General features: G+C 45.9%; 9 protein-coding genes. All 9 read left to right on the forward strand.

Translation table 11 applies throughout. From position 1 onward, the window contains the following. Positions 1–22 precede the first annotated feature (22 nt). The gene (locus tag MKX40_RS11360) at positions 23–1,162 is read left to right on the forward strand and encodes a 1-deoxy-D-xylulose-5-phosphate reductoisomerase (protein ID WP_339241627.1); all 1,140 of its coding nucleotides are present in this window, start codon (positions 23–25) and stop codon (positions 1,160–1,162) included. A 113-nt stretch (positions 1,163–1,275) separates the two neighbouring features. After that, positions 1,276–2,547 (forward strand): RIP metalloprotease RseP, encoded by a 1,272-nt coding sequence (gene rseP / locus MKX40_RS11365; protein ID WP_339241628.1) that lies wholly within the window; start codon positions 1,276–1,278, stop codon positions 2,545–2,547. 68 nt (positions 2,548–2,615) lie between these two features. Beyond that, positions 2,616–4,070, forward strand: a complete 1,455-nt coding sequence (proS, locus tag MKX40_RS11370) for a proline--tRNA ligase (protein ID WP_339241630.1) — start codon at positions 2,616–2,618, stop codon at positions 4,068–4,070. Positions 4,071–4,221: 151 nt separating this feature from the next. Beyond that, entirely contained in the window at positions 4,222–8,541 is a 4,320-nt protein-coding gene (locus MKX40_RS11375; protein WP_339241633.1) for a PolC-type DNA polymerase III, read from the forward strand. A 257-nt stretch (positions 8,542–8,798) separates the two neighbouring features. Beyond that, positions 8,799–9,260, forward strand: a complete 462-nt coding sequence (gene rimP, locus MKX40_RS11380) for a ribosome maturation factor RimP (protein ID WP_062833826.1) — start codon at positions 8,799–8,801, stop codon at positions 9,258–9,260. A 123-nt stretch (positions 9,261–9,383) separates the two neighbouring features. Beyond that, positions 9,384–10,481, forward strand: a complete 1,098-nt coding sequence (nusA, locus tag MKX40_RS11385) for a transcription termination factor NusA (protein ID WP_062833827.1) — start codon at positions 9,384–9,386, stop codon at positions 10,479–10,481. A 25-nt stretch (positions 10,482–10,506) separates the two neighbouring features. Further along, positions 10,507–10,812: a YlxR family protein gene (locus MKX40_RS11390; RefSeq protein WP_036609307.1), complete on the forward strand. Its 306-nt coding sequence runs from the start codon at positions 10,507–10,509 to the stop codon at positions 10,810–10,812. Further along, the gene (locus tag MKX40_RS11395) at positions 10,805–11,134 is read left to right on the forward strand and encodes a ribosomal L7Ae/L30e/S12e/Gadd45 family protein (RefSeq protein WP_017689142.1); all 330 of its coding nucleotides are present in this window, start codon (positions 10,805–10,807) and stop codon (positions 11,132–11,134) included. Before MKX40_RS11390 ends, MKX40_RS11395 begins: the two co-directional genes overlap by 8 nt. Next, on the forward strand, positions 11,127–13,712 hold the full coding sequence (infB, locus tag MKX40_RS11400) for a translation initiation factor IF-2 (RefSeq protein WP_339241635.1): 2,586 nt from the start codon (positions 11,127–11,129) through the stop codon (positions 13,710–13,712). The genes MKX40_RS11395 and infB overlap by 8 nt, the downstream gene beginning before the upstream one ends. The last annotated feature ends 9 nt before the right edge of the window (positions 13,713–13,721 follow it).

Consider the following 13,721-nt stretch of genomic DNA (forward strand, 5'->3'; position numbering starts at 1 on the left):
ATAATTAAAGATGAGGTGCAGCATGAAAAAAATTGCGATTCTCGGCTCGACCGGTTCCATTGGAACCCAGACACTGGATGTAGTTGACATGCATCCTGAACTCTTTCAAGTGGAGGGACTGGCTGCCGGAGGCAATACAGACCTGCTGATTGAACAAGCCAAACGTTACCGACCGAAGAAGATATCGGTGGGGTCCAAGGAATTGGCGGATAAGGTTGCTCCACATTTGCCTGCAGGAACGCAACTGTTTTATGGCACAGAAGGACTTGTAGAAGTGGCGGCAGGAACTGATGCGCATATGGTTGTAACAGCAGTGGTGGGAAGTGTTGGATTGGAGTCGACGCTTGCAGCCATAGATGCGGGTAAACAGATCGGACTGGCCAACAAGGAGACATTGGTTACGGCAGGGCATATTGTTACTACAAGAGCGACTGCCAAAGGAGTCTCTTTACTACCCATCGATAGCGAGCACTCTGCGATTTTCCAATGCTTGAATGGTGAAAACAGAGAACGCTTGACAGGTATCACGCTCACTGCTTCAGGCGGATCATTCCGTGATCTTACCCGTGAACAGTTGAAGAGTGTGACTATAGAGGATGCGCTTAAACATCCGAATTGGTCAATGGGTTCCAAAATTACGATAGACTCGGCAACCATGGTAAACAAGGGACTTGAAGTGATTGAAGCACATTGGTTATTTGGTCTTCAATATGATCAGATTAATGTATTGCTTCATCCAGAGAGTGTGATTCATTCTTATGTGGAATTGGATGACACCAGCATCATCGCCCAACTGGGGAATCCGGATATGCGAGTTCCAATTCAATATGCATTGACTTACCCTGACCGTCTGCCATCGCCAGCACAGCGTCTGTCTCTTGCTCAAGTTGGGAAATTACATTTCCGCGAGATGGATATGGAGCGGTTCCCATGTTTAAGAATGGCATATGAGTGTGGTAAAATGGGAGGAACCGCAACAACGGCGTTTAATGCAGCCAACGAGGTTGCCGTAGCCCGTTTCTTGCGTAAAGAGATATCATTCCTTAAAATAGAAGATATTATTGCTTCTGTGCTGGAAGCACACCACAATGTGGACGAGCCTGATCTGCAGGAAATCGCCCGTTGTGATCAGGAGAGCCGTAAGCTTGCGTCCAGTCTGTAATCTCTTTTTTCATAACAAATTGGAAGAAGTGATTCTCTTGTGCGGCATCAGAGAATAATGATAATCTAGAGGGACAGACTGCGGTATGTGCCGTGAAGGAGGATGGATAGGGATTGGAAACCATACAAGTGGTATTTCTAACGGTGCTCATGTTCTTTGTCATCGTGACGGTTCATGAATGGGGGCATTACTATTTTGCCAAACGCGCCGGTATTCTTGTACGGGAATTTGCGATCGGTTTTGGTCCCAAATTGTTCTCATATAAAAGAAACGAGACCCAGTTTACATTGCGTTTGTTGCCTTTTGGTGGATATGCACGGATGGCAGGGGAAGATCCGGAACTGGTAGAGATCCAAGAAGGACAGACCATTGCGGTAAGATCAGCGGATGACCAGGTGAAGATGATCTATCTGGACCAGCTGGATAACCGTAAAAATGTAATACGTGGTGAAGTCATCTCCATTGACATGGAGAATGCCCTGAAGCTTCAACTTGATGTAGATGGTGAAATTCAGGAATACCGAATACATCCCCAATCGATGTTGGTAAGTCGGGGTAAACAAACGCAGATTGCACCGAAAGATCGTCAATTCGGAAGCAAAACGGTTGGACAGCGTGCGTTGGCTATTTTTGCTGGCCCGCTGATGAACTTTATTTTGGCCTTTGTGCTGTTCGCTGTATATGCGCAAATGGCAGGAGTTCCGGTGGAGAACCCTAAAAATCTCCAAATTGGCGAAGTGCTTGAAGGTGGGGCAGCTGATCAGGCGAACCTGCAAAAGGGCGATATTATCGAGACGATTAATGGTACTGCTATTGGTACAGATTCACAAAAAATGGTGTCGATGATTGCCGATTCCAAAGACAAGCCGATGGAATGGACGCTGCGCCGGGGGTCGGATACGTTTAATATAACGATTACTCCACGTGCTGTAGAGGGACAAGAAGGCGGTAAAGTGGGGATCGTACCTACGCTACCAACCCGATCTGTTGGATTTGCAGAGACATTTAAAGTCTCAGGTGTGGCCATGGTTGATACAACCAAAGTGATATTTGAAGGTTTTAAACATCTGATCAATCAATTCAACATGGATGATATTGGTGGTCCGGTTCGTACATTTGAAGTAACAGGGCAAATTGCCAAGCAAGGGATTGAGCAGTTAACGAGATGGGCAGCGATTTTGAGTCTGTATCTTGGGATATTCAACCTGCTACCAATACCTGCGCTGGACGGCAGCCGCCTGGTATTTTTGGGAATTGAAGCGCTGCGCGGCAGACCAGTTGATCCCAATCGTGAAGGTATGGTACATTTCATCGGATTTGCGATGTTGTTCGTCTTGATGCTGGCAGTAACGTATAATGATATATTACGTTTAATTAACGGATAATTACGTTTGGACTATGCTCTGAACTTTTCTTTCAGAGTGTAGTCGTTATGGGAGGACGCTGGAGTCTTATGTCAAAGGAAAATGATAAACAGTTCGTGACCGAAATCACACCACAGGGTGAGGATTTCTCACGCTGGTATATTGATGTTATCAAAAAAGCTGATCTCATGGACTATGCACCCGTACGCGGTTGTATTGTGTTCAAACCAGACGGATTTGAAATCTGGGAACATATTAAGGATGAGTTGGATCGTCGTTTCCGGGAAACGGGTCATCGCAATGCGTATTTCCCAATGTTCATTCCTGAGAGCTTCTTTCAAAAGGAAAAAGAACACGTGGAAGGGTTTAACCCTGAATTACCATGGGTTACGGAAGCTGGGGGAGAGAAGCTGGAAGAACGTCTGGCAATCCGCCCTACATCCGAAACGATTATTGGTCACATGTATTCCAAGTGGATTCAGTCGTATCGGGATCTTCCGGTACTGATCAACCAATGGGCTAACGTAGTCCGTTGGGAAAAAAGAACATTGCCTTTCCTTCGTACAAGTGAGTTCCTGTGGCAGGAAGGTCATACTGCGCATGAGACCGAAGAAGAAGCACGTGAAGAAACGATGAAAATGCTTGAGATTTATCGTGAAGTCGTTGAGGAGTATTTGGCTATTCCTGTAATTGTCGGTCAAAAAACCAAATCCGAGAAGTTTGCGGGTGCGGTGGATACGTACTCCATCGAAGCCATGATGAAGGATGGACGGGCTGTTCAAGCAGGTACATCTCACTACATGGGTACGAACTTTGCAAAAGCATTTGAAATTCAGTATCTTAGCCGGAACAATGTGCTGGAGCTGGCTTACACTACTTCATGGGGAGTAAGCACACGTTTGATCGGTGCTTTAATTATGGTTCACGGAGATGACCGTGGTCTCGTACTTCCTCCTAAAGTTGCACCGACACAAGTGGTCATGATCCCAATTGGACCTCCGAAAACGCGTGATGCTGTGGTTGGGCGTGCAGATGAGCTGTTCAGTGAGTTGAAAAAAGCTGGAGTCCGTGTGAAAATGGATGATCGCAGCGACGTTCGTCCAGGCTGGAAGTTCAACGAATACGAGATGCGTGGTGTTCCGATTCGTCTGGAGATTGGTCCACGTGATATGGAAAATGGCGTTTGTGTACTCGTATCACGGATCACAGGTGAGAAAAAAGTTGTAGAACAAGCGAACTTGGTAGAAGAAATCCAGTCTATGCTGACACAGATCCAGGTAGATATGTTAGAGCGTGCTCGCACATTTATGTCGGATAACTTCTACTCCGTGGATACACTCGATGAGATGAAAGAACTGATGGAAAATAAACGCGGGTTTACTCTGGCTGGATGGTGCGGTTCAGAAGCTTGCGAAGATAAAGTAAGAGAAGTCACTGGTGCAACAAGCCGGAACATTCCGTTCCAGCCTGCGGAAGAAAAGCATACGTGCCTGGCTTGTGGTGAAAAGGCAGAACACACGGTTGTGTTTGCAAGAGCGTATTAAGTCAGGATAACCTGACGAAGAGCACTTTTTCACCAGTTGAGTAATGAATGGGAGCTTCTGTCGGATAAAATGAGTCGGTGCGAGTTCGGATCGGTGACATTTTTGAATGCAGGGGCTTTTCATGCTTTAAGGGGGTACAAGGAGGAACACGATGAGCGGATTTGATGAGAAGAGAAAACGGTTTGAGTTGTTGATGAAACAGGCAGAGCTTCCGTCTGGTCTGTTAGATCCCTATTTTTTGGATGGATGGATTGAACAAGTAGAGACCAATCGAACTAATCGGGAATGGAATATTCTGATTGCGAAGGATACATTGGTACCAGCTCCAATCTATCGTACATTTTGTCTGCATATTCAAGAGAAGATGAATCATATCGCCAAAATTTCATTTGGCTTTAAATATACGGACAAGGTACAGAATGGCGATATCGTTAGTGAATATTGGAATTTGTTTCGGGAGTGGGTTACACGTGAGATTCCATCCGTGAATGGTTGGATGAACCGGACTACGTTTGAATGTGAAGCAGATCTCCTGCAACTGACGATGAGTGATGCAACGTCAATGGAATTGGCTCGTAAGAAACAGATTGATCAGGCCATTAAGACGTTCTATGAAAAATACTTTCATCTACCGCTCCGCATCAAGATGCAAGTAGGCGAAGTGGGAAGCAATAAAGAGGCCATGGAACAGTTCCAGGCCCAAAAACGTGTTGAGGAACTTGAGGTCATCGAAAAGATGATGAGTGAAGTGGATACAGAAATCCCGGTGGATGAGGAGCAGGGGGATCTGCGTTTGCAGATGGGTTACGATATCAAGGAGCCAGCAGTGCCTATGCAGGAAATCCAGGATGAAGAGAAAAAGGTTACGCTTCAAGGTACGGTGTTTGGTCTGGATCGCAAAGAACTGCGAAACGGCAATACGTTGTTTACCTTCTATCTAACCGACTTCACGGACTCCATGCAAATGAAGATGTTTGCCAAAACAAAAGAGGATGTTAAAATTCTCAGTTTGCTTGCTAATGGTAAATGGGTAAAAGTGCGTGGTCGTGTAGAGTACGACCGGTTTATGCAAATTCCTGAACTTGCAATGATTCCATCCGATCTGATTGAAGTCAAAGCACCTCCTTCTCGCAAAGACAATGCACCAGAGAAGCGGGTGGAGTTCCATCTGCACTCTACGATGAGTACCATGGATGCTGTAACTTCAATTGACAAATACGTGAAAATGGCAGCAGAGTGGGGTCATAAGGCCATTGCTGTCAGTGATCATGGCGGGGTGCAGGTATATCCCGAGGCTTCCAAGGCTGCTAAGAAAAATGGAATTAAAATGATCTACGGTCTTGAGGCTAATGTCGTGAATGACTCTGTCGCAGTTGTAATGGCTCCGCAGCCTTTGGATCTGCAAACCGCGACATACATCGTATTTGATATCGAGACCACAGGTCTTTCGGTAACGCAGAACAAAATTATTGAGATTGCTGCCGTGAAGATGCAAGATGGCAAAGAAATCGACCGGTTTGCGACCTTTGTCAATCCGCATGAGCGTATTCCCTACAACATTCAGCAATTGACGAATATTAATGATGACATGGTAAAAGACGCACCTGAACTTGAGCCTGTTATTCGTGATTTTGTGCAGTTTGCGGGAGATGGTGTACTTGTTGCCCATAATGCACGTTTTGATATGGGCTTTATCCAAGCTTCCCTGAAGCAAATTGGACTGCCGGAGCTCCCTAACCCGGTTCTTGATACGTTGGAACTGGCGCGATTGTTATTTCCGAAAAATAAAAACCACCGTCTGAATACGATGGCGGATAAATATAAGGTTGGACTCGAAAGCCATCACCGTGCCATTGATGATACGGTTGCACTCGCGGGTATCCTGATTGGACTGCTAAATGATGCTGCACAGATGAAAGGTTTGACGAGGCTCGATCGTTTGAATGATTATGTGGGTGTCGATTTGTCGAATACAAGACCTTTTCATTGTGGAATCTATGCACTGAATGATATCGGTAAGAAAAATCTATATAAGCTGGTATCTCTCTCTCATACGGAACATTTCAAGCGTGTACCTTGCATTCCCAAATCAAAACTGATTAATTTGCGTGAAGGCCTTGTTGTGATATCGGGCTGTGAAAAAGGGGAGTTTTTCGAAGCGGTACTTAACAAATCGCTCGAAGAAGCGGAAGAGATCGCCGAGTTCTATGACATACTGGAGATCCAACCACTTACCATGTATATGCATTTGGTGGATAAAGGTCTGGTGGCTACACCCGAAGAGATCAAAACAGCGATCCGTAAAGTCATTGATATAGGTGCAAAGCTTAACAAACCGGTCATAGCCACAGGTAACGTGCACTATCTGGAGCCGCGTGACAAGTTATATCGGGATATCACCATTCACGGAATTACAGGATTTAGTCCACTGAAAGATCAACGTAAACCGGATGCACATTTTAGAACGACAGAGGAGATGCTGGAAGAGTTCCAGTTCCTCGGTCAAGACAAAGCATACGAGGTTGTTGTTACTAATACGGTGGAGTTGTCTGACCGATTTGAGGAAATTAAGTTATTCCCGGACAAACTGTTTACTCCGATTCTGGAAGGTGCGGACGAAGAAATTCGTAATACCTGCTATAACACTGCCAAGTCCATCTATGGCGAAGAATTACCAGAAGTAATCGTGGCACGGCTGGAGAAAGAACTCATTCCAATTATTAAATATGGTTTTTCTGCCAACTATCTGATCTCGGAACGCTTGGTTAAAAAATCGAATCAGGATGGTTATCTCGTAGGTTCGCGGGGATCGGTAGGCTCCTCTGTCGTTGCTACATTCCTGGGTATATCCGAGGTTAATCCGCTGCCAGCTCATTATATTTGTGTGAATTCAGAATGCAAATACAGCGAGTGGTTCTTGGATGGTAGTGTTCGGAGTGGATTTGACCTTCCAGAGAAAGAATGTCCGAATTGTGGTGGTACGCTTAAAGGAGAAGGCCAGGATATTCCGTTTGAGACTTTCCTTGGCTTTAAAGGAGATAAAGTTCCCGATATTGACTTGAACTTCTCTGGTGATTATCAGCCTCATGCTCATAACTATACGAAAGTACTGTTTAGTGAGAAGAGTGTTTTCCGTGCCGGGACCATTGGTACGGTGGCTGAGAAAACAGCATTTGGTTTTGCCAAGAAATATGAGGAAGAACATCACAAGAAATGGCGCGGAGCTGAATTGAATCGATTGGCTTCGGGATGTACAGGGGTAAAACGGAGCACTGGACAACACCCCGGCGGTATTGTGGTGGTTCCTGATTACATCGAGGTCGAAGACGTTACACCTGTTCAATTTCCGGCTGATGACGTTAATGCAGAGTGGAAAACGACACACTTTGATTATCATGCTTTTGAAGAAAACTTGCTGAAACTCGATATTCTGGGACACGATGATCCGACGATGATGCGGATGTTGCAGGATTTGACAGGGGTCGATCCAACGACCATTCCGATGAATGATCCCAAAGTCATGAGCATGTTTAACTCCACCGAAGCGCTGGGAGTTACACCGGAACAGCTTCGGTCGCCAGTTGCGACATTTGGTGTGCCGGAGATGGGAACGAAGTTTGTACGTCAGATGCTTGTTGAATCCCAGCCGACATCTTTTGCCGATTTACTGCAAATCTCCGGATTGTCACATGGTACAGGGGTATGGCTTGGAAACGCTCAGGATCTGATTAAGAACGGAACGTGCAACATTAAGACTGTAATCGGTTGTCGGGATGACATCATGTTATTCCTGATCTATAAAACGGGAATGGACGCTAGTCTGGCCTTTAAAATCACGGAGAGCGTTCGTAAGGGACGTGGTTTGCCACAGGAATGGATTGACGAGATGAAGAATTGTAAAGTGCCTCAATGGTACATTGATTCGTGTCTCAAAATCCAGTACATGTTCCCGAAGGCTCATGCGGCCGCTTATGTTATTTCAGCAGTACGTACGGCGTTCTTCAAGCTATATCATCCGATTGAATATTACGCAACCTACTTTACCGTGCGGGCGGATGAGATTGACATCGAACTGATGTGTCAGGGATATGATGCGATCTATCGAAAAATAACGGAAATTGAGCAATTGGGTTTCCAGGCACCTCCAAAAGAGAAAAACATGTTGCCTGTCCTGGAAATGGGTCTGGAAATGACAGCACGCGGATTCTCGCTGAAATCCATTGACTTATACCGTTCGGAAGCAACGAAGTTCATCGTTGACGGAAATTCATTAATCCCTCCATTTTCGGCGCTGGCAGGAATCGGTGATAATGCCGCTCGTAATATTGCTGCAGCTAGAGATCATGGTGAGTTTCTGTCGGTTGAGGACTTCCAGCAGAAGTCGAAAGCAAGTAAGACCATTGTTGAACTGCTGTCGAATATGGGATGTTTCCGGGGCTTGCCAGAGAGCAATCAGCTTTCTCTTTTCTAGGCCTGAATTTGGATCTTAAAATGGTGATTGATGGGGGCAACGTAATTTTTCCTTCATTAGTAAGTAAACCGCCTGAATCATCGCTTACTTGTCACTATTACCAGACTATGTTATAATTTTTGAAGTGAACGAGATAGTACGAATTTCTAAAGAGTGGGGAAACCCACTCTTTAGTCTTTGGTATACAAGAATCTTGGGTATTGAATAATCTGCCAGTGCTTTTTTGCTGGTGTAACCTAAGTTGGAGGTTATTGGTTTTGAGCACAACGAACATTAAATCTACCGTGGAAGAAATGATCCAACCCTACTTGAACGAACAAGGCTTCGAGCTGGTTGACATCGAATACGTCAAAGAAGGCAGCAACTGGTTTTTACGGGTGTATGTCGACAAAGAGGGTGGCATCGACATCGACGATTGCGTCTTGATCAGCGAAAAGCTGAGCGCCAAGCTGGATGAGAACGATCCGATTCCAACCATCTATTTCCTTGAAGTGTCTTCTCCCGGTGCGGAGCGTCCACTGAAAAAACCTGAGGACGTTACCAAAGCTGTAGGCAAAAATGTTTTTGTTACAACCTACGAGCCGGTGAACGGATTGAAGGAATTTGAAGGCAAGCTGCTTTCCTTTGATGACGGGGAACTCGTGATTGAAGCGGGTAAAAAACAGCATGCCATTTCTTATGATAAGGTTGCCAGTGCGCGCCTAGCTATTTTGTTTTAAGTGCCTTGTTCACTTTATTAATGAAAAAGACACATCTCACGATAACGGCAAGGTGCTCATGAGTTCAGAGCCTTTCGCCGTTTTACGTATGAGATGCCATGTTTGAAAGGGGGATCAACATTCATGAGTATGGATTTTATTGAAGCAATGAATGAATTGGAACGGGAAAAAGGGATCAGCAAGGATGTGCTGTTTGAAGCGATCGAGGCTGCACTAATTTCCAGCTACAAGCGGAATTTCAACACGGCCCAGAATGTGCGTGTTGACATGAACCGTAATACGGGAGTTATACGGGTGTATGCCCGCAAATTGATCGTGGAAGAAGTCCTGGATTCACGTACCGAAATTTCATTGCCTGCTGCACGAGAAATCAACCCACACTTCCAGCTGGAAGATATTGCGGAGATTGAAGTTACGCCGCGTGATTTCGGACGTATCGCCGCACAGACTGCCAAACAGGTAGTGACCCAGCGGATTCGTGAAGCCGAACGCGGCCTGATCTACAACGCTTTCGTAGATAAGGAAGAAGATATCGTTACGGGAGTGGTGCAGCGTCAGGATTTGCGCAATATCTACATCGATCTGGGCAAAATCGAAGCGGCTCTACCGCTAACCGAATTGATGCCGAACGAGAAGTTTGTTCATGGTGACCGTATTAAGGCGTATATCACCAAGGTCGAGAATACGACCAAAGGGCCGCAAATCATCTTGTCCCGTACCCATCCGGGTCTCTTGAAACGTCTCTTTGAACTGGAAGTGCCTGAGATCTTTGACGGTGTAGTTGAAATTCGCTCCGTCGCTCGCGAAGCAGGGTTCCGCTCCAAGATTGCCGTACATTCCCGCAACGAGGAAGTTGATCCAGTTGGATCTTGTGTAGGTCCTAAGGGAATGCGCGTGCAGACCATTGTGGGTGAGCTGCGCGGTGAAAAAATCGACATCGTTCGTTTCTCCGATCAGGTAGACGAATATGTTGCCAATGCACTGAGTCCTTCCAAAGTGTTGGAAGTTCATGTATTTGAGGAAGAAAAGATGGCTCGGGTTATCGTTCCGGACTATCAACTGTCGCTCGCAATTGGTATCAAAGGCCAAAATGCCAGATTGGCAGCCAAATTAACTGGCTGGAAAATCGACATTAAGAGCGAGAGCCAGGCGGAACAGGAATTCGGCAGAGAAAAAGATTCTTCTTCTGAAATGCATCAGGATTCCGTCTCCGTCGACTAAAGTAAAGTACGGGGGGCGCTGACGTATGAAACCAAAAAAAGTGCCGCTGCGCAAATGTGTGGCATGCCAGGAAATGATGCCCAAAAAGCAGCTGATTCGCATCGTTAAAACGCCAGAGGATGAAGTGCTGATCGATTTGACTGGCAAAAAATCCGGACGTGGTGCCTATTTATGCGGCAAAGAGTCCTGTTTTAAGCTCGCACTCAAAAACCGGGCTTTGGATCGGGCGTTAAAAGGCAAAGTCTCACCTGAAATTTACGAGCAACTAGCAGCTGACTTCATCGCGGTTGAGGATGAATTCATAGCAGCACAGGAGCGTGAACATGACTAATATTAAAACGCTGTCTTATCTGGGACTCTCTATGCGTGCAGGTAAACTTGTAACAGGTGAAGAAATTGTACTTAAAGCGATCCGTTCTTCCGAAGCTAAAATGGTTATTGTTGCGGGTGACGCCTCAGCCAATACACAAAAGAAATTTCGCGATAAATGCGGAACTTATAAGGTTCCTCTGTTGATCGGATTTGACCGGGATAGTCTGGGTTCAAGTATCGGTAAAGACACGCGTGTTGTTCTTGCAGTAACGGATCGAGGGTTTGCAAAAATGATCTCCAAGCAAGTCGGTATAATGTCGGAGGTGGAGTATATTGAGTAAACAGGAAAACAAGGATAAATTGCGAGTTTATGAATATGCGAAGTCCCTTAATATGAGTAGTAAAGAAATTATAACCATTCTTAAAAAGCTGGAAATTCCCGTAAACAATCATATGAGTGTCATGGAGAATGGTTCAGTCGGTAAGGTGGAACAATTTTTTAAAGATATAAAATCCACTGCTGCTTCCAAAAAAGGCAACGAAGCAAAACCAGTTGCTACTTCGGCAGTACGCAGTGACAAACCAGTGGACAGCAACAAGCCGGCCGGCGGAGTGAACACGCCGAATAGCAGTAACACATCCGGTAGTCCCGTACAAACAAAAATACAACAGGAAAAGCAGGTAGGTATGAACAATAGACCAAATTCCAACAATAACAATGGCACCCAAAGACCCAGCGGCCAAGACAGCCGCAACAGAACGAACTCTTCCCAAGGCTCAAGCCAAGGAGGACAATCAACTAACCGTCCAAGACCGGCTCAAGGTGGACAAAGCAGTACTGCATCCCGTCCGCAAGGAACGGGTCAACGTCCAAATAACAGCGGTGGCGGTCAAGTAAGAACTTCAGGACCTAACAGCGGCGGTAATACAGGTACTGGCGGCAACCGTAGCGGTGGCCAAGGTCAGAGCCAAGGACAAGGCCAACGCAGAAGTGGCCCAGGTGGTACTACTGGCAACAATAACAATAGTGGCAACCGTTCAAACAGCGGTGGTGGTGGACGTCGTTATGATGACAATCGTGGTGGCAACTATCGTGGTAACCGTGGTGGCAAGAACAATCGCAACAGAAATCAACAACAGTACCAGCAACGTGAGAAAATTGATAACACACCTAAGAAAATCATCGTTCGTGGTGATATGACCGTTGGTGAAACAGCGAAGTTGCTCCATAAGGATGCTTCCGAAGTTATCAAAAAACTCATCGCGATGGGTGTTATGGCAACAATCAACCAAGAACTTGATATCGAAACAATTCTGCTGCTTTCTGGAGAGTTCGGTGTCGAAGTTGAAGTGAAGATTGTGCTCGAAGATGACCGTTTCGAAACACTGGAAGAGAATGATGATCCTGCAGATTTGCAGTCTCGTCCTCCAGTAGTAACCATCATGGGACACGTTGACCATGGTAAAACGACATTGCTTGACGCGATTCGTTCTACGAATGTAACAGGCGGCGAAGCAGGCGGAATCACGCAACACATCGGTGCGTATCAAGTTGAAATCAATAACAAGAAAATTACGTTCCTGGATACTCCGGGTCACGAAGCGTTTACAGCGATGCGTGCGCGTGGAGCACAGGTTACGGATATTACAATTATTGTTGTTGCTGCGGATGACGGTGTTATGCCACAAACGGTTGAGGCCATTAACCATGCCAAAGCTGCTGGGCTTCCAATTATCGTAGCTGTCAATAAAATCGATAAACCGGGTGCTGATCCGGATAAAGTAAAACAAGAATTGACTAACTATGAACTCGTTCCGGAAGAATGGGGCGGAGATACCATCTTTGTTAACGTGTCTGCGAAACAAAGAATGGGTCTGGAAGGTCTGCTTGAAATGATTCTGCTCGTTGCAGAAGTGAACGAATACAAAGCTAACCCGGACAAACGTGCCCGTGGTACAGTGATCGAAGCCGAGCTGGATAAAGGACGTGGCCCAGTTGCCCGTATCCTCGTACAGCACGGTACGTTGAAAGTCGGAGATGCTTTCGTAGCAGGTAACTGCTTCGGTCGTGTCCGTGCGATGGTCAATGATAAAGGTCGTCGTCTGAAAGAAGCTGGACCTTCAACACCTGTCGAAATCACAGGTCTGACAGAAGTTCCAGGTGCTGGAGATCCATTCATGGTGTTTGAAGATGAGCGCAAGGCGCGTTCCATCGCTGACAAACGTGCGATTACGCAACGTGAATCCGATCTGGGGACACATACTCGCGTAACGTTGGATGATCTGTTCCAACACATTAAAGATGGCGAGATCAAAGATCTGAACGTTATCATCAAAGGTGACGTACAAGGTTCGGTTGAAGCATTGAAAGGTTCCCTTGCTAAGATCGAAGTTGAAGGTGTTCGCGTGAAAATCATTCATAGCGGCGCTGGTGCAATCACTGAGTCCGACATCATTTTGGCTGCAGCATCCAATGCCATCGTGATTGGTTTTAACGTTCGTCCTGATAACCAGGCGAAAGCAACTGCAGATCAAGAGCAAGTAGACATCCGTCTGCATCGCGTAATCTACAGTGTTATCGAAGAAATTGAACAAGCGATGAAAGGAATGCTTGATCCGATCTACAAAGAAAAAGTTATCGGTCATGCTGAGGTTCGTAGCACGTTCTCCATCAGTAAAGTGGGTACCATCGCTGGTTGTATGGTTACCTCAGGTAAAATTACGCGTTCTGCGGAAGCACGCCTGATTCGTGACGGCATCGTCCTTTACGAAGGTAAGCTGGATTCCCTGAAACGTTATAAAGATGATGCCAAAGAAGTAGCCCAAGGCTATGAGTGCGGTATCACACTGGATAAATATAATGATCTCAAAGAGGGCGACGTTATCGAAGCCTTCATTATGGAGACAGTACAACGATAAGCAAGGAAG

The organism is Paenibacillus sp. FSL R5-0517 (assembly GCF_037974355.1).
Taxonomy (GTDB): Bacteria; Bacillota; Bacilli; order Paenibacillales; family Paenibacillaceae; genus Paenibacillus.

Bases quoted from the DNA above. Each gene is read 5' to 3' on its own strand.
- MKX40_RS11360 (WP_339241627.1), top strand. From the start codon at position 23: ATGAAAAAAATTGCGATTCTCGGCTCGACCGGTTCCATTGGAACCCAG.
- proS (WP_339241630.1), top strand. From the start codon at position 2,616: ATGTCAAAGGAAAATGATAAACAGTTCGTGACCGAAATCACACCACAG.
- MKX40_RS11375 (WP_339241633.1), top strand. From the start codon at position 4,222: ATGAGCGGATTTGATGAGAAGAGAAAACGGTTTGAGTTGTTGATGAAA.
- nusA (WP_062833827.1), top strand. From the start codon at position 9,384: ATGAGTATGGATTTTATTGAAGCAATGAATGAATTGGAACGGGAAAAA.
- MKX40_RS11390 (WP_036609307.1), top strand. From the start codon at position 10,507: ATGAAACCAAAAAAAGTGCCGCTGCGCAAATGTGTGGCATGCCAGGAA.
- MKX40_RS11395 (WP_017689142.1), top strand. From the start codon at position 10,805: ATGACTAATATTAAAACGCTGTCTTATCTGGGACTCTCTATGCGTGCA.